Raw genomic sequence first — 19,383 nt, 5'->3', positions numbered from 1 at the left:
GCGCCTCATCAACTGCTCATCGGATGCGGTTCGATTCCTCTCTTACGCACCCTCGGGCAACGTCCATCCGCCAACCCCAGCGTCGGCGTGACTGCCACGAGATTCGGTATACGCAAGCCACCCCGACCGGCCTGGGGTGGGGCTCCTCCTCGCGGATCCGCGAGCTAAGGGCCGACGGAAGCCGGTTGTCACGTAGCGCGACAGGGCTATGAACGGCGGCACCGATCACGGGAAATAGTGCGTTCCATGTTGCCTGTACAGGGCGATCGGTTCAGTGGCCGGCGACCCTCTCCGGGTCATGTGCGGCGAGGGTCAGAAATCGAGAGTGTCCACACTCCACCCGGCTGCGGTCGGCACTGCCGATACCCACACGGTCGTGGTGGAGTCGACGGGGACCGTGGCATCCGAGGTGACGGCCGATTGCGTTATCTCCGCGACTCGATAGATGCGCTCGGCGGTATCTGCCGGGCATCCGGAGCAGCCGATCGAGACGGTTGCGGTGATTTCGGCGTCTTCTTTCTTCCACTGTTCCCACTGGGCACCGGGGCCTCGCTCGGTCGTTGCAGGGGTGGAGAGTTTTGCAGCGAGGTTGTCGGTGAACCATCGGCGGGCGCGTAGAAACGCGTCGGTCGAGCTCGTGTCGGTGCTGGGGTACCAGGTGAAGGCGGTCGTCAGTGCTTGACGGATTGCGGTCTCCGCGTCTGTGGCGGCGCTGCTGATCGGAGCGGGTACAGCGGTTGTCTCGGTTGGCTGTGTGTTGATTTCGGGTAGCGACGGCGCGGTTGGCGCGCTCGTTGTCTCCGGTGCCGATTCCGGCTCATCGGTGGCGGGTGAGCTGCAGGACCAGGCGATGGTCACCACGGCTACAACGACGAGGAGGACGGCTATAAGACGTCGGCCGGCAAGGGACATCAGATCCTCCGGGCTTTCATTCCAGCCATGAGTGGAGCTTGTTTGACGACGTCTCCGGTGGTGGGGGCGTGGATCATCTGACCGCCGCCGATGTAGATACCGACGTGCCCAGGGCCGTTCGCCTCGAACGATCCGAAGACGAGATCACCGGGCATCGCTTGATCGATCGGGATCTCCGAACCCACTCCCCATTGGGCCTCGGATGTGCGGGGCAGGGTGATGTGCTTGCCCGCGAAGTAGGCGAAACTGGTCAGTCCTGAGCAGTCGAATCCTCCTCGGGAGGGGCCGTTGATATCTCCGCCGCCCCAGACGTAGGGGGTTCCGAGGTACTGGCGTGCAGCCTCGACGACATTGTCTCCGTCAGCTCCGGTCGGCACGAACCGGCCTGTGGAACCTTCGGATGTGTACTGCGCTTGGCCGGCCAGAATCTTCGCCACATAGGGCTGTGTTTGTGTGGTGTAGTCACCGCCGGATGGCATTCCACCGGCTGCGAGCACCGCGGCGGGGCCCGCGTTGTAGGCGGCAATCGTCAGTGCAGTTGGGTCGCCCTTCACTTTTCTCGCGGCGATGGCTGCGGTGATATCTCCGTTGATGGCGCACATGAAGTGGGCTTGTGAGATCACTGCATCTCCGATGGAGTTCGGGTCGGCTCGCCCGTCTCCGTCGTAATCCTTGCCCCACGTTGCCCAGGTTCCCGGCATGAATTGTGCGGGCCCCAACGCTCCGGTGCTCGATACCGGAGCGGACGGGCCGTAGCGGAAACCGTTCTCGGCGGAGAGTTGGGATGCGATCAGGGGAGCACCCACGCCTGGGCACACGGCTCCTGCTTTGCGGATCCACGGCTCGAACTCCGGCGGCACGGATCCGGTTCGGAGATCTCCGCCGGCCGTGCCGAAGCCACAATCGACAGCGGTACCGGCGCCGGTCGGTGAATCAGCGCCGGACGATTGGGGGCTTCCCGCCTGACCGAGTTTGCTCATCGGGTCGATAGCGGTTCCGCCCTGTAAACGGCCGCCTTCCCAGTACTCGAAGTGCAGATGTGGTCCGGTGGAGCCGCCGGCGTTGCCGATGTCGGCGATGTGGTCGCCGACCTTGACCTGTTGTCCCTCCTTGACGAGGACGCCGTTGGGATACATGTGCCCGTACACGGTGGAGACCGGTTTTCCGTCGACGATCGAGTCGAGGACGATCCACATTCCGAAGCCTTGAGCGGGTCCGGCTTTGACCACAGTGCCGTCGAGGGCTGCGTAGATCGGGGTGCCGATCGGGCCCGCGAAGTCGACGCCTTGGTGCATCGTGCCCCACCGCTGCCCGAAGGGGGACGTCATCGTGGTCGTGCCATCGCGGGTCGGCTTGCCGATGGGACCGGACGGGGTCAACGGCGATGCATCATCACCACCGGTACCGGACGAGACCGTGGGGGCACAACCGCTGGAACCTGACGATGTGACGAGTACGACGACCATCAATGGAATGACGACGAGTACACCGAGAGCGGCGATACCGACCGCCAGGGCGAGTTTCCACCATCGACGTGGCGCTTTCGAGTTCGGCGACACCGCTGTCTCAGGCGGGGCCACCAAGGTCATCGCCGTGCGCCTGACGCAGCTCGATGGAGGATTTCCGTCGGATTCGTGGTGGCACCTGGTTGGACGGTCGGTCGGGCACGACGCGGAGCACTCGACGGCCGCGTGGACCGGTCGGGAAGCAGAAGCGGCGAGCCCTCATCGGTGGAGTACTCACGGAATCGTCCGCCTCCAGGGCCGGTCACCGTGGCGCGGCTGGCCCGAACTTCTCGGTTTCCTGGAGTCGACAGTGCGGGAGCGGTGGCCACCGGCCGCTTGATACCGGGTGCGTTCGTTGTCTTGTCGCCGTGAGAGCGGACCGCCGATCGGTCTCCGACGGGGCTGGAGACCGGAGTGTGGGAGTGACCGGAGCCGACGACCGACTGCGTCGGGGGAAGGTCGATGTTGATCGGTTTGCGAAGGCTGGGGTGGGTTTCGGAAGCATTGGTGGTGTCGGTGGCCGCCTGGGTAGCTTTGGCGTCGCTCCGTCGACCGACGACCTTCTTGACGCCCGCGGTTGCAATCTTCCCGGCCGAGTAGACCACGGCAGCAGTTCCAAGTGTGGCTGCGCTGCTGGCGGCTGCCGTCCCGTCGACGAGAGCTTTACTCGCCTTGGCGGTTCGGGCCGTTGCATGGCTGGCTGTCTTGGCCAGTCCCTTTCCACCTTGATAGGCCTGGCGGGCCACTTGTCCGGCGTAGGCAGCTTGGGCGAGGGGGCTGGTCGGTGTCTTGGTCGATATCGCGGTGGGCGCGGCTCCTGGTCTGCTTCCGAGCTTGCGTGCGAGGGCGTCGGAAGCTTTGCGTAGTCCTTTCACTGCGCGGCGGTAGAGAATGATGCCCGCGATCAGAACGATGTCGGTCAGGATGAATTTCATCATCAGCGGAGAGTCGCCGTCTCCTCTGAACAACTGTCCGATCACGATCATGTATCCGACGAGGAACACCACCGCGAAGATAACGATGACCATCGACATCAGCACCGCGGCGAGGGTTTTCCACAATGCTCCGCGGCCGGATCCGGGCAGAATTCCAACGACGGTCACCACAATTCCCTTGACGGCCGATGCGAGGGCGGTGAGTACCGCGAGGATGAGGGTGAACGCCAGAATTGTGGCGAATCCGAGCAGGATGACACCGGCCAGTAGCATCGCGACCCCGGACCCGACCTGTCCCGGTCCGGGGTGATCGGCGAAGTCCTTCATCTGTTTTGCGCCTTCGCCGCCGCAGCCTTTGATGTTGTCTTTGAGGGTGTCTCGTGTGTTGCCGTCTGCTTTTTCGTGGCCGGCGTCCCAGGCTTGAGTGCAACGTTCTCCGTCGGGCGAGCCGTCGATGACTCGGCCGAAGTTCAGCAGTTGGGTGGGTTGCCTGATGAACGTGTCGGCCATCTGTTCCGAGATCTGGTCGATGAGTTCGTCGGAACTCGACGTCGTGTCTCCCTTGTTGGCCAGGCCTGCCGCAAGCTGCACGCCGGCGTCGCGCGCCTGCATGATCAGGCCGTCTTGTCCTGCGACCCGTTCGACTGGATTGGACAGGATCCCCACTGCCGCAGCGGCGATCGCTGCTGCCATCAGGAGTTCGTACACTCCCGTCGTCCACCGTCCGCGAATGACCCACCACGCTCCGATGCCTGCAGCAGCGGTGAGAAGAAGGCCCGTGAGCTGGAACTGATCGGTGACCGTTTGCATGGCATCGCCGATCGAACGGAACGGCGCAGTCAACAATTCGAGCCACTCGAACCGCAAGGCGTAGGTGACGAACCAAATCGCGAAGCCGGTCACCCCGCGGTACACCTCGTACTCGAGCATGATGAAGGTGGAGAACACGGTGTACATCGGGTGCCCGACCGAGCCTTCGTCGATGGACATGAAGTAGTCCCAGACCAGAATTCCGTGAGAGTCACGGACTTCCATCCAGCTGAATGTGCTGTTGGTGGGCAGGGTTTCACCCGGGTCGGCATGAGCCGGTGACGCCAGGGCGATCGCCAGCAGACCGATCATGTGCCAGACAGCGACACCTGTGACGATCGCGCGGCGGATTCGAGATGCCACTACCCACTTGAAGACAGGGCCGAGGAAGCGAGCGAGAACACTGCACCACGACCGCGGGATCCACGACCACAGCACGAGCTCGAGAACCATCTTGACGCCGCCGCCAATCGAACCTGGCCGGCGCACAACTCGTTTCGACATCACCATGTCGCCAACTCCGCAGCGCGCTCGGTAGTCGATTCTTTCGGAGTCGTACTCGCCGCTTGGTATCTCGCTTCCGATGCCGGAAGTAAGACCTTGATGCGGCCGACGTTGCCGGCGGGATCGCGCATGTAGCCCTCTCCGCGGCGATGCGGTGCGACGTATCCGTCTTTGCCTTCGACGGGCGATGTGTTCTCCATCAGCTCTTTGAGCAGTCCGAGATCGTCTTCCCCGACGCCGAGCCACTTCAACGATTTTTGCGCTAGTCGTCGATCCGTCTGCCGGAACACGAGCCGGGTGGGGATGAGCCCTCGCAGCGTCTCGGAGCCGAAGTCTGCTTCGGGGTCGTGCGATCCGAGCATCACCGCGGCGTCGTGTTTGCGGCCGTCTCGAATGAAGTCGATGATGATCTCGACACCTTCGCTCGAGCGCGTCAGGTGATGGCATTCGTCGAGCAGGAAGACCGCGAGGGTGTTGGGGTCCGCGAAGCAAATGCCGCGGGCGATCTGCGCGATGAGGGTGTACATCATTCGCCCTACCCGCTTCTGGAGCGACATCTGCTTGAACAGATGCTCGTTCTCCACTTCTCGCTCCGAGGGCAATTCCAGTGTGTGAGTGCGGAAGACGATGGCTCCTGCGCGTGGATTGAACGGCTCTAGGTCCGGCCGAAACAGCGCTGCTGCATAGGATTTGGTCGCGTAGACCTTCAACTTTCCGGCAAGCTCGGCAGCTCCGTCGAGGGTGCAGTCCTTCTCGAGGTGCGAAACCAGGCCTGGGGTAGTGAAATTGCCGAAGCGAGCGCGGTATTCCGGCTCGAGCACTTGAGACAGCAGTACCCCCAAACGGTCGTCGGGCTGAAGTTGCAACAGCGGCAACAGAATAGACACCGCAACTTCCCCTCCTCGTGCGGGCGAGAACAGCCGAAGAGGGTCCATCGTGACGTCCGGTACTGCGGTATCGACGACCACCGCGTCGGTGATCGCTTCGGCCCACAGTGCGTATTCGCCCAGAGGGGTCCGGTCGACCACGATGACTTGGCCGCCGCGGTCGACGACCTGGTTACCGGTTGTTTTCAAGTAGCCGGACTTGCCTGATCCCAAGTTGCCACACACTCCCACCGAACCCGAAACGTCACGTGACGCTTTCTTGGCGATGTCGTGGTGCACGACGCCAGTGCGGGCCGAGGAAATGTTGAGTGCGATCAGCGGGCCGTCTCCGTCGCCGAGATCGTTGCGGGTGACCGGTACGTACGCGGCGAAATGTTCGGATGTGGTGATCTGCGCGAACTCGTTGCAGATCGCCGGCGTCGGCACGCCGGGTGTCATTGCCCAGAACAGCTCCTCCTGGAATCCGATCGGTGACTGCAACCTGTAGGTCGAACCCTCGAACTCCTTCGCCAGCTCGCGCTGATATGCGATGGCCGTCTCTTCGTCCGCGGCGGCGACACAGAAGACGGTGGTGGATTGCACTTCCATCTCCATTGCGTCCGCCTCCAGAAGCGCGTTGTATTCCGCGAGGGCGACGGCAGCGTCGTCGAGGACGCTGCCGGTGCTCAATTCGTCTTCTCGCTGGGTGTATTGATCGTTCATCTGCACCAAGGCGCGGCGGTTCTTCTTCAGAACCTCCGATGCAGCGGAGTTCTTGAACCGAATTGCCCAGTCGACATCGACGCCGCCCAGGTTGTCCGCGAGGGTCAGGTACTCCGAGCCTGGAAACAGCGTGCCGCCCGAAGGAGTGGCGGCGAGCACCAGGAAGCACTGATAGCTGGCCGGCGGTGGCGTTACCTCCCACGGCTGGTCGACTTTGAGCACACGCGACAAGGTCGGCGCCTTGGCCCGCCAGCCCGATTCGGGGCGATCGCTTTGAGCCCCTTCGTCGAGCCGCGCGGCAGTGAAGGATCCTCGAGCAGTGCCTGCCGGATGATCTAGAGCGGTGGGCATGTCGGTATCGAGGCCGAGGCCGCGCTGCAGAGCATGTTGGTGCAGCCACACCATCTGGGAGGGGGTTGCGGGGGTCGCATCGTAGAAGGCAGGGATGGCCGCGGCGATCTGCGCGGCCTGAGCTGCGCGGCGTTCTCTCTCCTCGACGGGAATCGACGAGGGCGGCATCCCCAGCAGATCGGCCACCGAGGACCATGCGGCGGACGTTGCGGCCTTGACGGTGTCACCGAAGCCGTGGTTGGCCAGGGGGATGGACAGCCAGTAGATTCGCTGGCCGGGTCGGATCTCCTCCAGGCGGTCGATCGTGGCGTCGCATTCGTCTGCCCACGCGGGATGGAGATCGAGATCGACACCCCGTTCCATGCGCTCGACGATGGTCATTGGGTCCAGACTGACCGCGACACTGAGCAGGAGAGATTCGCCAGGAAGAGCGCGCAGCAACATCTTGTGCATCGCCCGCGCGGTCTGTCGGTCTTCGATCGGCCGGTACCCGTACGGGATTCCGGTCAGGACGTAGTCCGCCCAGACGACTCCGGAGCGGGTCCAGCGCAAGTTCGAGGTGACGAGCCGGTTCGGTTGTTGCATTACGCCTTCTCTCGGGTCGGGGTGGGGGCCGCTGCAGCCATGGCAAGCAGCTGCTGAACGCTGCTCGCCGGTGCCAGGTTGGCGACGCCGAACGCTTCGGCCAGGGCTGGACTCTGCGAGCGCTGGCGTTCGCCGTCCGATCGCGGCCGGGCTGGCGCTGGTGCGATCTTTCGCTCCGGCCGCGGTTGGGTCAGAGGTCTGAATGCTGGTGCGGCCGGCGCTGCGTTGTCGTCGAGCTCCACCGGTGCCGCGGCGTTCTCTACTCGATCGCTGGATGCTCTGATGACTGCTGGTTCACTGATAGCAGCGTCGTGGCTTGGCGGGGTGTCGAGGATGATCACCGACCCCAGTACCGCGTGAGGGCGTTTGATCCGGATCGGCTCGCCATTGATCCTCGACGGTGACATCGCCCCGGTAGCCGCGCGCCCGACACCCCGGACTACTGAGATCGGATTCCGTGCTCCCTGCGGCAGCCTCCCCAACGCCCACAGGGTGCCGCCGGTGACACCGAGGAAGATGACACCGTTGGTGATGACACTGCCCTGCGCCCACAGCGACTGGGTCAGCCACAGCAGTCCGCCTGCAATACCCGCGCCGACGAACTGGGTCAGGGTGTAGGGGCCACCGGGGATCTTTCGGCCGTCTGGCGCTTTGCCGATCAGCTGCGGAAAATTGCGCGCTTTGGTGAACATCTTGACCACGCTCCGCGAGGAGGCCTGCTGTTCGGTCATGGTCGGTCACACTCCTGCGGGGGTCGTTGAATCGAGGTGTTCGTGAGTTGGCCGAGCAGTGTCAGATGAACGCCGCGATCGGATCGGGCACCACGACGACCTCGCTGCTTTGTGGCGAGGCGGAGCCGGGAAGCTCGTCGCCGACACTGTCTTTGACGGCGGTGATGTTCCACATCACCCAGATCAGTGCCCCGCCGACCACGATCGCCACCAGTGTTTTGGCAATGGCGAAGTGACTTTTGAAAGCAATCGCGGCGATGAACCCGGCGACGCCGACGCCCACGAGAGTGCGGATGAGGCCCTGCACCTCCGCACCTTTGTTGTTGGCCCATTCGATGATTCCTTCGGCGACGACGGTCGACGACGGATCGGCCAGGATCGAGGTAATGGTCATTGTTCGTACCTTTCGGATAGGGGGAGCAGAGCGTCAGTTCGGTTGAACGGGCGCTGCGGGAACGGAGGAGGTAGTGCTGGCACCAGTCGAGGTCGGCACCGCAATGGTTGGGGTTGCTGCGCTGAGTCCGGTCGAGTTCGCGAGCAACGGCATCGGGTCGAGCGCGGATACTTCCCACCGGCCACCCCGGGCGATCGCTGTCAGCGGGTATTGCACGGTCGAGGTCTGCGCTCGGTCCGTGGCTGTGACGGTCGCGGTGGCGAGCACCCGTACCGTCGCACCATCTGCCGGGGATCCGGACGCACCCGCCGAGAAGTCGGTGTCCGAGACGAGGTCGGTGATCTGGACACTGGTGTACGGCGCGGGGGTGACGGCACGGATCGGTGTGCCGGGTGAGGTGTAGCGAGAAATTTCTCCGGCACCGGCAACCATTGCCGAGAGGAACTGGCTGATCGACTGGGTGAGCGAGTGATCGAGGCCGACTCGGAATCGGTAGCCGAGTGTGAGGTCACCGCCGGTTGCCGGGGCCGCCACAGCAGCAGGGACTGCTGCAGCCCGCGCGTCGTCTCCCACGAACACGACAGGGACCGAGAAGTATCGACGTTCCGGCTTCGTCGCCGGGTCTGCCCCGATCGGAACCACCGAGACCGACACAACGATCGCGTAGTTCTGGCCGGCCGCCTGTAGCGGTCCTCCTTGCGATGTCGATCCTGTGGGACCCTGATTTCGCGCCGGCGGGTCGATTGCTTTCACGCTCGCGATTCGAGGTTCGGACGCGGTATAGCTCGCCTGAGCCGGAAGCGACATGCCGTCGGTGCGGACGAAGCGCGCGAGGGCTTTCTCGTCTCCTCGCTTGGATTGCAACCACGTCAACACGAAGTCCTGCGCGAGGTCGGTCGCTGCTGCTTCGCGGGCTGTGTCGATGACCGTCTGAGGGTTTGCCTTGCTCTGGATCGGCGTCGTGGACCCGACGCCGGCCAAGACGAGAACCAGTGCCACCACTCCGGAGCCGATCGCCGCGAACAGACCCCACTTCATCGCCTTGGTCGCGACCGCTTGCTTGCCGGCCCACTGATGAAGCTCGGTGGCCGGCGCAGCTTCTGTCGGCTTGTTCGAGCCCTTCTTACGGAGATGGATCTTCATGAGATCTCCTCGTGCCGAGACGGCTCGACCGTGGCGGGTACGAAGCCCTCGTCGACCAATCGCAGAGCGCCTCGACCCCGGGTCGCCATCATCCGTTCGAGCGCTGCCCGCGCCTGCTCGGCCGGCTCACCGAGCACGACCTCGCGGACGCGGCTGGCGATCTCTGCGCTGAGCGGATTGTCGCCGAGTTGCGCCGCGAGGCCGCGGATCTCTTCGGACACCGAGTGCACGCGAGCGGTGTCCGAGAGCAATGCGGCCGACGGATCGTGGTCGTCCATCCGGGGTCCTCCTGTCGGTAGCCCGCCGTGTACGGGCTTCTGAGAACAGGTAGATCCCTTCGCGGGCGGGTCTGTGACAGAGGCGACCGGAAATTTCTCGAACTTTTTTTCACCGCCCCGCTGCGATTCGTCGGGCTGTTATCACCGTCGCCGTGTAACCGCAGGTCACAGCGGTCTATGTCGAACGCGGGGCGCTGCCGTTTTCTGGTTCCGCCGGACCCGGCGGGTATAACAGCTCCGCCTTTTCGAGTAAGAATCCGCAGCTCAGCGGATATAAGGCGCTGTTTGTGTCAGAGGCGATCGAACTTCAGTTGCCTCTATCAGGAGCGCCCCAGTGACCTCGCCGCAGCCTTCCTCGCATTCCTCCACCCCACTCGGATACAGCACATCGCTGTTTACGACGATCAACGCCGAGTGGACCAATCTCTGTGTCGACGCTCTCGCAGGCCGCGAAGTCCGCACGTGGGCCGATCGACACCCCGCATGGTCGTCCGCTCGCTCCGTGGCCGACATCGCTGAGCTTGCCGCTCAGGACAGTGACGCCACCCTGTCCCTTCTGCTCACCGAGCACAGTGCAGGCAGCGCCCTCGCCGGCACAGTTTTGGTCCGGTTGATGCTCCCCAAGCTGGTCCGAATCCATCGCTACGCGCGGCTGGACGGAACCGATCACAGCCGCGAAGAACGTGCCTCGCGTACCATCGCCGCGTTCTACGAGGTGATCGCTTCGCACCGTCCCGGCGGCACTGGGATTGCCGGGGCACTCTCGCTTCGGACGCTGGGTCTGATCACCAAGACCTGCGAATCTGCGGTGGAAACGCCGGCCGAACCCGACCAGCTCCACCGGGTTGCCGACGGATCCGATGACCGCACGACCAGCAATCCGGGGGAGGTATCGGCACGGGAATTGCATTCGGTTCTTGCATGGGCAGTGCAGTCCAAGACCATCACTGCCGACGAGCACTCACTTCTGATCCGTGCATATCTCGTCACCGAAGGTGCCGATCTCGCATCGCTCGCCGTCGAGGAGAACTGCTCACCGGCAGCCCTTCGACAGCGCTTGAGCCGCGCTGTCGCGCGAGTCCGCGACGGAGTAGCAGCACGCACCGGCAACACTCCCTCGCCGGGAAAGCGGACGTTCTTCTACACCCGATCACACCATGAGTCCGCCTTGGCGAGCTGAAGTCCACCTGCACCAACCCCGCTCTCACCTACAAAGGACGCACATCATGACCGCATCTCGTACACGCAAGAGGATCGTTGTCAGCGCAGTCGGGCTCGCCGTCGCTGCCAGCATCGTCGTCATTCCCTCCGCCATTGCCGATCCGCAAGCCGGTGCTCCGGCATGCCCGGACAACATCTTGGTGGCCATACCCGGCACCACGGAAACCAACGAGCAGGCCGATCCGAATGTGCCGGTCGGAATGCTCCGCAACGTCGTGGACCCACTCGACTCCGAGTTCTCATCCCAGGAACTGCAGACATACACAGTTCCCTACGTCGCGACGATCGTGAACGACAAGGCCCAGACCTACGGAACCAGTAAGAAGGAAGCGATCGATCGCGCATCGCAACACATCTCCGAGAAGGCAGCCGAATGCCCGAGCACCAAGTTCGGGCTGACCGGCTTCTCCCAAGGGGCCGACGCCGCGGGAGATCTAGCCAGCAAGATCGGAAACGGCGAGGGCCCGGTGAGCGCCGATCGCATCTTTGCCGTGGGCCTGATGGCCGACCCCGGCCAGAGCCCGACCGCCGGCGTTCAACTCGGAACCAAGACCACCGGCAACGGCTTCGTCGGTGCGCGACCCAAGGGATTCGGAGCTCTCAACAACGTCACCGCCAGCGTGTGCGATCCCGACGACACGTACTGCAACACCCCCGACGACGCCATCGCCACACAGTTCATCGGGCAACTCGGATCGAAGATCGACGCCACCGATCCCGCGTCTTCGGTCGCCGGAGTCGTCACCACGCTTCTCGGTCTCGACGGCCAACCCCTGACCGACACGCTCGGCAAACTGAACACCGCAGTGACCACAGGCAACATGCTCACCGTGCCGCAGCTCGCACTCGACCTCGCCGGCAACGTCTCAACACTGAGCGCAAAGGTCGCAGAAATGACCATCCCCGGGGCAGACATCGCCCCGATGGCCACCACCGTCTCGCAGCTCACCGATGCAATCCACCGCGGTGACATGTTCGCCGTTCCGGCACTGCTGGCGACCCTCACACCCCAAGTCATCAGCTTCGCGAGCCAATTCAGTTCGATGATCGGGACCGTGGTGTCCAAGCTGCCTATCAACGAGTACATCGCGATCGGCACCACCGCAGCGCGGATCTCCACCAACGCCGCGGCCCAGAACTATGTGGCTCTACCGGCCGATCTCGGCAAACTCGTGGGCCAGGTCAACAACGCGGTCCGCAAGACCCTCCGCGCACTCCCCCTCGACGAGTTCCCCCTTTTGAACCGGCTGGCCGATAATCTCACCCCAGGCCGCGTGCTCGACGAGGTGCTCAACTACGCCACCTCGCTCGCCACCGATTCGCACAACTCCTACGCGAACGAACCGATGGCCGACAACGGTCGAACCGGAGCGGACGAGCTCACCAACCTCTTCCGCACCCGCATCACCAACCCCACGGCACAGATTGCTTCGTAGCCGACCCACCTCCCTACTCGAACACAAGGAACCGTCACGATGCTGACAGAGCTGGACGACCCCGACACCGACATCGCTGTCCGCATCGACGTGCACGACGCTGGGGGTACCAAAACGTGGCACCCCCAGCGCGACGGTCATCTCCTCCTGAACGCCGATCCCGCGGCGTCGACGCACCTCGCACACACCCTCGCCGACACCCTCAGCGGCCACTCTCCGCACGTATGGATGATCACTGGCCCGTCCAGAACCCCCACGTTCTCGACCACCGCGGACACCGACCCGGACCCTGTCGACATCATGGATTCCGTTTGGCGATTCACAACCCAACGCAAAACTCTGATCGACAACGGTCAAGCCACAACCCACGACTTCACCCCCGCATACCTCGTCATCGACTCCCTCGAAGGCGTCGTAGACACCCTCCGCCTCACCTGCAACCGCAGTCTCCAACTCCTGTCCGTCCTCGCTCACCGCGGACACCGCGCCAACGTCTACCTCGCCACGATCACCGATCTCAACGCCCCACGCATCTCCGAAGCGTTGCGGAATTTCGCTGAGCCTCGTCTGCGAGACCGGGACTGTCTGAATAACGGTTGATCCGCTGACCTTGCGTGGCGCGGCCTCACGGAACCGGTGCCTGGTCAATCACGCCACGGAACGAAGGTGGGATTCGAGCGTTCTGATCCGTTCCCGGCCTCGGCCGATGTCGTAGCGGGAAGCTCCGTGCGGCAAAGCAAACTCGATGTTCAGTCGACCGCCATACCCATGGACGATGTAAACAGGAAAGGAAAACCCAGCTGGCGCGGGCCGGCAGTCCTCGAGTTTGAGTCCTGCGGGCGATCGCAATGGTGGAACCGTGCCTCCATTGGTGCAACGAACCTCGTTGGGTTCAGGCAACAGCACTGCCATCTTCGCGGCTGTCAGGGCTTCACTTTGGAGGTGGCCGGCGGCGAGATCGATGTGCAATTCCTCATTTAAACTGCGAGCCAGATCCACGATTTCTACGGACTCGGCCGTAGCCCGATAGACGGGGAAGCCGACAATATTTGTTCCCGCGGTGGAATCCACTGCAGGTGTGACGTGAGGCCTGAGGTCCACAATAAAATGGTAGGCGATGTCGGCGAGCCGAACACTTCTCAGATCTGACTCGGTCCGCATGATAGCGGCAGATACTAGGCCGTTTACCGTAACTCCATGGTGACGTCCGAAGTCGATGAGCCCGGTCGTGACTCGCCTGCTCAAACGACAACGCAGTTGGGTCATCGCACGATGTGGCTCGGTATAGCCAGCCGTCGGCGGCCTGTTTAATGCCGACTCTAATGGTTCGTCATTGCCGACATCGGGTGTGTCGATTCCTCTCTCGGAGAACAGCTTTTCCAGCGACTCGGGATAGCCATGAACAACCGCGTCAGGGGTCTTTCCTTCCACAATGTCGGTGTAGAAAGACCACAGATCGCTGAGCAAATCTACAGAATGGCGACCGTCGGCTATGCAGTGGTGGGTTAGTAAAGTCACACTCGCGCAGGCGGAATCGCCGACGACGTGTAGCCCGGAAAGGGCGCGGCCCGCACTGAGGTTCACCCCGCTCAGCGGCTGACCGGGATCCCCTGTGTGCACGCTGAGGCCGGGCAGCGGACCGGATGGTTTGACGATCATATGGTCTCCATCGATCGTCTCCACGTGCGCAGCCAACACAGGATACGAGCGTCGCAATGTCGCAAATGCCGCCGAGAGCCCCGATATGTTCAAATCGCCGCGAGCCCGCACCGAATACCCGATGAAAACTCCCAAGTCGACGTAGAGCGCCTCACTGGGAGCGAGCCCCCGAATAGAGTAATCCACAGTCACCACAAATTCCTGTCACTTAAATTGCTGTTCGATAGGGGACGTGCAGCTCGATGATCACGAGCCCGGCACCACCAGGAGCGTTTCTGATCATGGGATGGCCTCGGGAGATGGCGCGAACGAGCACCAAAACTAGAACTCACGAAGGTTGTCACGTAGATACACCGACGAATATCCCACCCGCGTTCGCCCAATTCGTTGTAAAGCTGGCACGAGGCCGTCGGTAATCTCAGCGATGAATCGGCGGGTGAGCGAGTTCGACCCGGTATAAATCAAGAATCCGTCACCGCCTACCTCGTCGACGATCTCCCCCATGCGCTCCGCTACGTGATCAGGCGTCCCCACCAGTTCGATAGACGGAGCGAGGTAATCAATGGTCAGCTCGCGCAGAGTTTTACCGCTACCGTGCTGCAGGAAGCTCTCCAGTGATGACTGCTCGCCATTGGTTGTCAAGTCTTGCGGAGGTACTTCGTCGAGCGGAAACTGAGAGAAGTCGATGTCGGTGACGAAAGACAGTTGCAAAAGAATGTTTTCGATGGCCCGGTCGCTGGTCATTCTCCGTTTATTCGCGGCCTGAGCCTCATCCATAGTGGCACCGAGTACTGGCATCGCGATGAAGAGAACCTTGATGTCGTCAGGGTCTCGACCGTGTGCCTGCGCCCGGTTACGGACATCGTCACGAAACTCCCGCATCGTCTCCACGGTGTTGACGTTGGCAACAATCGAGTCGGCGTACTTCGCGGCGAAGTCGCGGCCCTTGGGGGATCCGCCAGCTTGGACGAAAACTGGTTGCCCATTGGGTGGGTGCACCGTGTTGAGCGGACCCGCCGAACGGAAATGCTCCCCAGTGTGGTTCACTGCCCGAACAGTGCCGGGCGCAACATAAGTCCCTGACTCGCGGTCACGGACGATGTTGTCTCGATCCCAGGAATTCCATAGATCTCGGACAAGGTCGACGTACTCATGTGCTACCTCGTAGCGCTTGTCGTGCGGCAGCAGACGATCCATGCCGAAGTTGCGCGCGGCCTGATCTTGACCGGTGGTGACGATGTTCCATCCAAAGCGCCCACCAGCGATGTGGTCGACCGTAGAGACAGTGCGTGCCAGCATGTATGGGGGATAGAAGGCCGTCGACATCGTAGCGATTACGCCTATGCGGTCGGTCGCGGCCGCGATCACCGACGCCAACGGCACTGGGTCGTGTTTCGGCACCCACAGGGCGTGTTTCAGGTACGCATCGAAGGATCGCCCGTATGCATCGGGTACCGACACCGTGTCCTCGAACATCATGTAGTCGAATCCTGCGCGCTCTAGCGACTTCGCCATCTCGACATAGAATCGGCCATCCCATGGCTCTTCAGGCGGCGAGAAGTCGCCGGTGAAATCGTTAGCAAAGAAACCGACAAACCAGCCTAGGTGAAATTTTCGTACAGACATCGACGTGCCTCCAAATTTCGTATACGGACGAACTGGGTGGAACGTGAGCGATATAGAATGCACCGAGGACGGAGCAGATCTACCGGCCAGGCAGAAGTCCCACTAATTAGGGTGAGCGAATGGCCGCGATAGCCCCCTCGATGTCTTTGCAGACGATTACGCGAGACCGGGTTGCGGGGGTGATAAATCCTTCGACGGCAGCGTGCTCGATGTAGGAGAGCAAGGGGCGGTAATACTCGTTGTCGTTCAGCAGTACACAGGGTTTATTGTGAAGCCCCAGGTGTGACCACGTAAGGACCTCGAAGAACTCTTCTGCGGTTCCGACACCGCCGGGGAGGGCAATGAATGCGTCACCGAGTTCGGCCATGAGAGCTTTGCGTTGGTGCATGTCATGGACGACGTGTAGTTCTGTCAGTCCATGATGCGCAGCCTCGGGTATCGCAGTGAAGCTCTCAGGGATCACGCCAACGACGGTTCCGCCGGAGTCCAAGGCCGCGTTCGCGAGGGTGCCCATGAGGCCGACTCGGGCGCCACCATAAACGAGGCGCAGCTTCGATCTAGCAATCGCACGCCCCATCCCCTCTGCGAGCTGTCCATATTTGGTCCCGCGCCCTGGCATAGCTCCGCAGAAGACCGTGACGCTCTTGGGGGTCGGGCGGGCCTGTGCCGAGACCGTAGTCGCGGGCATTGGTCGAAGGTTCATCAGTCGAATGACATTCTGTATCCAGGGGCGAGGATCCTGTATGGGTCGAAGCGACGCTTAGCCCGTGCGATGGCCTGCCATCGCGAACCGAAGTGCGTACACCAATCTCCCGGTGACATGGGGACAGCATTGACTGCGTAGGCCACCCCGCCTACATCCCGAGCCTGTTCATAGAGCAGGCGGTTGCTGGCAATCATTCGGGCTTCGGCCCCTGGGGATGCTGTTCGAAGTACGGCCAACATGAAGAATGTGTCGCAGTGAGGAATCGGAATGAACGGTGCGGTGATCGGTGTTGTTGGAATCGGGTAAACCATGATCAGCCCGGAGTTTCCTAGGTCATCCGTCAATGAGGAGCTGGTAGTTTCGATGAACTGCTCGATCTTGTCTGCCGGGATCAGCAGGCTGGCCCATGGATGTGGATAGAACCACTCACCTGTGTGCCGAAGATCAAGCTCCTGATCCGCCATACGGTTGATAAAGTCACCATAATCTACGTCCGAGTTGTATTCGGCGCACGAATCGTATTGGAGCGATGACAACAGCGCATCGTCGTCTGGCCTTCGTGGTGGGGTGAAGTACTTGGCTAGGTCCAGTCGATAACGTAAGTGGCCGTCGGCATCGACACGAATTCGTCCTTGTACATGGTCGAATAGTCTGTTGGACATGGCGCGGAGTTGGTCGCCAAGGAATACGCCGAGGTTGGAATACTGCAATTTGTACTGTCGAACCGACTCGTGAGCAGCGGTCAGACGGATTGTCGCGTTGACGATTACGCCGAATTGACCGAGGCCGCCGCGCACGGCGTCGAAAAGTTCACTGTTCGATACGGCGGAGCATTCCCGAAAATCTCCCGATCCGGTAACTACAGCAAGAGAGTCCACGTTGTCGGTTTGCAAGCCAAAGCCGTGACTCGATCCCCCGAAGCCGCCGACCGAAAGCGTTCCGCCGACGGTGGTCCCGAGATAGTCGGTGAGTACCGGAGGGGTTTGCTGGCGGCTGAGCGTGGCAGCGACCACGTCGCTCCATCGCACACCCGCATCGATCGTGGCCTGCCCCGATCGAACGTCGTGGACGGTGTTGAACCTTTTCATGTCCAGCACGACTCCGCCATCTGCCTGGCATTGCCCGTAAGTCGAGTGTCCGGATCCGCGCACCGCGAGCGATAGGTTCCGCGCCGCGGTGTAGCGCAGGGCTTCCTGCACGTCGGCCACGGTCCGTGGCACGACAACGACGGACGGTTTCGCATGGATGCAGTTTCCGAAATCAGCCCCGGCGGATGTCAGGTGCACGTCGTCGGTGTGCCAGATCCCGCTCATCTGGCGGTCACACCTGGGGCACCGAAGGTTCTTAAAAATATTTCCTGCTGAAGGACGCCGTGCTCGACATACCGGCCACCCATTGATGCCGCCAGTTCGTCGAGCACCTCCGTGGTGAGGTCTCGGTTGGCCAACTCCTCTGGTGTTACGGAATGCGTGGCGCACCAGTCGAGTACACAGTCCAGACCCGCAACCGAGGCTATGAAGTTGTGCTGATCGCCTAGAACCCACGCTTCCGCCAGTTCGGTGAGTAAATTCCTGCCCGTTGAATCTCCCCGTAACATTTGTCGTGCCCTTGCGCACTGCTGGGCAAAGTAGTGTTGCCTATCAGGAATAGGCATAACATTCACGACAGCTGGGAACGGTAGGTTGGATATCGTTTGCGCGAATCGAAGAATGAGCGATATCGAACCGCCCTCCATTACCACCGCTTCGCCGCGATCAACGTACGAGGTCAGTACTTTTATCAGCCGGTCAAAGGCCTCGTCCGGATCGAAGTTGCCCTGATGTATGGTCCGGTTGTCGAGCCAAACGCGGTTGAGCCCTTCCACTTTCGCGTCGAACGCTCGACCACTGGTGACCAGGAGATCGGAGTAACACTGGATACGGTCGGCAACAACAATCGGAGCCGAGTGACTCAATGCCAACTTGCTCGCTTCGGCGCTCTTTCCAATTCCGGTGGCACCGACGATTGCGTATACGCCGGGTTCCCATCGCACCCGATCAAACCTTGCTTGCGTCTGTGCCATGGTTGATTCCTTCATCCCGATTCCTTTCTCTCGCGGGTCGTGCTCAGCCGAGGAAGGAATTGATCGAATTACTCAGGGAACGGGCGTCAAGTCCGTGAATGTGGTCGTGGTCGTCGGGGGTTCCGTAGTGGCGATCTTCCATCTCACGTCGAACGCCCAGGGAGAGCAGCCGATGGGGATGGCTGACGAGACTGGACGAGACTTGGTGCGCCGAGGTGCCTGCCAGATAGGGCTCGACCAACACGACGTTCGGACGGTTCACGGCTTGCACCGCGGCACACAGGCCCGTGGCGTCGAAGGGGCGAATCGTCGCCGCGTAGAGGATGGTTACGTCGAGCATGGAGGTTGCCGACAGCACCGCATCTAAACAGGGCCCGACTGCGAGGACGACTCCGCGGGTGCCGTACTTGATAGGTGTGAACGATGTCCCTCGGACCGCATGGGGGTAACGGTTGACCTGACTCGACAGCCGTAGGTAGACCCGTCCATCGCCTGGTAGCGATTCGAGGAGAAGATCGGCGGCCTCCTGTGGATGGCCTGGCACGTGAACTGTCCAGTTGGGCATCGAATCGATGACGGTGATATCGCCCGGGGTGAAATGGGAGAAGGCGAACTCCGACAAGTCGTAGGAGGCTCCCCAACTGACCAGGACTGCGCCGACATCTTGCTGGGCGAAGTTCAGCTTTATTTGTTCAAGAGGCCGCTCGACGAGAAAGGCGGCGACTGTGTGTACCACGGGTCGCATGCCACACATGGCGAGCCCGCCGGCTACCCCCATCATCAGCTGTTCCCTGATCCCTACGTTGATCACGCGGTTGGGATCTGCGATCGCGGCCGCTTTGAAGAGGTGGGCTCCGATGTCGGCCAGCACAACTACGGCGCGGGGGTCTGTTTCCAATGCACCAGACATGGTCGTTCCGAATGCGGTCCACATGT

General features: G+C 62.0%; 17 protein-coding genes. 3 read left to right on the top strand and 14 right to left on the bottom strand.

Features of this window, described 5'->3' with window-relative positions:
* Positions 1-312 precede the first annotated feature (312 nt).
* From CH294_RS27920 to CH294_RS25790, 8 genes are all read right to left on the bottom strand, one after another.
* The gene (locus CH294_RS27920) at positions 313-912 is read right to left on the bottom strand and encodes a hypothetical protein (protein ID WP_015586149.1); all 600 of its coding nucleotides are present in this window, start codon (positions 910-912) and stop codon (positions 313-315) included.
* Complete coding sequence (locus CH294_RS25820) at positions 912-2,501, bottom strand: peptidoglycan DD-metalloendopeptidase family protein (RefSeq protein ID WP_015586148.1); 1,590 nt, start codon at positions 2,499-2,501, stop codon at positions 912-914. The genes CH294_RS27920 and CH294_RS25820 overlap by 1 nt, the downstream gene beginning before the upstream one ends.
* Positions 2,498-4,615, bottom strand: a complete 2,118-nt coding sequence (locus CH294_RS25815) for a hypothetical protein (RefSeq protein WP_141214634.1) — start codon at positions 4,613-4,615, stop codon at positions 2,498-2,500. The genes CH294_RS25820 and CH294_RS25815 overlap by 4 nt, the downstream gene beginning before the upstream one ends.
* Before the next feature lie 50 nt (positions 4,616-4,665).
* Positions 4,666-7,191, bottom strand: coding sequence for an ATP-binding protein (locus CH294_RS25810; RefSeq protein ID WP_094739351.1), 2,526 nt, complete (start codon positions 7,189-7,191; stop codon positions 4,666-4,668).
* The gene (locus CH294_RS25805; RefSeq protein WP_015586145.1) at positions 7,191-7,922 is read right to left on the bottom strand and encodes a hypothetical protein; all 732 of its coding nucleotides are present in this window, start codon (positions 7,920-7,922) and stop codon (positions 7,191-7,193) included. Before CH294_RS25805 ends, CH294_RS25810 begins: the two co-directional genes overlap by 1 nt.
* Before the next feature lie 61 nt (positions 7,923-7,983).
* The gene (locus tag CH294_RS25800) at positions 7,984-8,316 is read right to left on the bottom strand and encodes a hypothetical protein (RefSeq protein WP_015586144.1); all 333 of its coding nucleotides are present in this window, start codon (positions 8,314-8,316) and stop codon (positions 7,984-7,986) included.
* 33 nt (positions 8,317-8,349) lie between these two features.
* Entirely contained in the window at positions 8,350-9,459 is a 1,110-nt protein-coding gene (locus tag CH294_RS25795; protein WP_015586143.1) for a conjugal transfer protein, read from the bottom strand.
* Entirely contained in the window at positions 9,456-9,737 is a 282-nt protein-coding gene (locus CH294_RS25790; RefSeq protein ID WP_015586142.1) for a hypothetical protein, read from the bottom strand. Before CH294_RS25790 ends, CH294_RS25795 begins: the two co-directional genes overlap by 4 nt.
* Positions 9,738-10,071: 334 nt before the next feature.
* On the opposite strand from CH294_RS25790, the gene CH294_RS25785 reads away from it, so the two are divergent.
* From CH294_RS25785 to CH294_RS25775, 3 genes are read left to right on the top strand one after another with little or no spacing between them, the layout of a single operon-like run.
* On the top strand, positions 10,072-10,917 hold the full coding sequence (locus tag CH294_RS25785) for a hypothetical protein (protein ID WP_015586141.1): 846 nt from the start codon (positions 10,072-10,074) through the stop codon (positions 10,915-10,917).
* Positions 10,918-10,963: 46 nt separating this feature from the next.
* Positions 10,964-12,394 (top strand): cutinase family protein, encoded by a 1,431-nt coding sequence (locus CH294_RS25780; RefSeq protein ID WP_015586140.1) that lies wholly within the window; start codon positions 10,964-10,966, stop codon positions 12,392-12,394.
* 39 nt (positions 12,395-12,433) lie between these two features.
* The gene (locus CH294_RS25775; protein ID WP_015586139.1) at positions 12,434-12,994 is read left to right on the top strand and encodes a hypothetical protein; all 561 of its coding nucleotides are present in this window, start codon (positions 12,434-12,436) and stop codon (positions 12,992-12,994) included.
* 48 nt (positions 12,995-13,042) lie between these two features.
* Here the strand turns inward: CH294_RS25775 and CH294_RS25770 are convergent, their stop codons facing one another.
* The 6 genes from CH294_RS25770 to CH294_RS25745 form a co-directional block, all read right to left on the bottom strand.
* Entirely contained in the window at positions 13,043-14,245 is a 1,203-nt protein-coding gene (locus CH294_RS25770; RefSeq protein ID WP_032365006.1) for a hypothetical protein, read from the bottom strand.
* 129 nt (positions 14,246-14,374) lie between these two features.
* On the bottom strand, positions 14,375-15,679 hold the full coding sequence (locus CH294_RS25765; RefSeq protein ID WP_015586137.1) for an NtaA/DmoA family FMN-dependent monooxygenase: 1,305 nt from the start codon (positions 15,677-15,679) through the stop codon (positions 14,375-14,377).
* 106 nt (positions 15,680-15,785) lie between these two features.
* On the bottom strand, positions 15,786-16,367 hold the full coding sequence (locus tag CH294_RS25760) for a TIGR00730 family Rossman fold protein (protein WP_202902193.1): 582 nt from the start codon (positions 16,365-16,367) through the stop codon (positions 15,786-15,788).
* A gap of 14 nt (positions 16,368-16,381) precedes the next feature.
* Positions 16,382-17,698: an FAD-binding protein gene (locus tag CH294_RS25755; protein WP_032365005.1), complete on the bottom strand. Its 1,317-nt coding sequence runs from the start codon at positions 17,696-17,698 to the stop codon at positions 16,382-16,384.
* Positions 17,695-18,462: an adenylate dimethylallyltransferase Fas4 gene (fas4, locus tag CH294_RS25750; protein ID WP_015586134.1), complete on the bottom strand. Its 768-nt coding sequence runs from the start codon at positions 18,460-18,462 to the stop codon at positions 17,695-17,697. The genes CH294_RS25755 and fas4 overlap by 4 nt, the downstream gene beginning before the upstream one ends.
* A 28-nt stretch (positions 18,463-18,490) precedes the next feature.
* Complete coding sequence (locus tag CH294_RS25745) at positions 18,491-19,381, bottom strand: transketolase (protein ID WP_052047801.1); 891 nt, start codon at positions 19,379-19,381, stop codon at positions 18,491-18,493.
* Positions 19,382-19,383: the final 2 nt, after the last annotated feature.

This window comes from Rhodococcus sp. 14-2483-1-1 (assembly GCF_002259335.1).
Classification (GTDB): domain Bacteria; phylum Actinomycetota; class Actinomycetes; order Mycobacteriales; family Mycobacteriaceae; genus Rhodococcoides.
The sequence above is the reverse complement of the archived record's forward strand: the minus strand, read 5'-3'. Positions and strand labels throughout refer to the sequence as shown.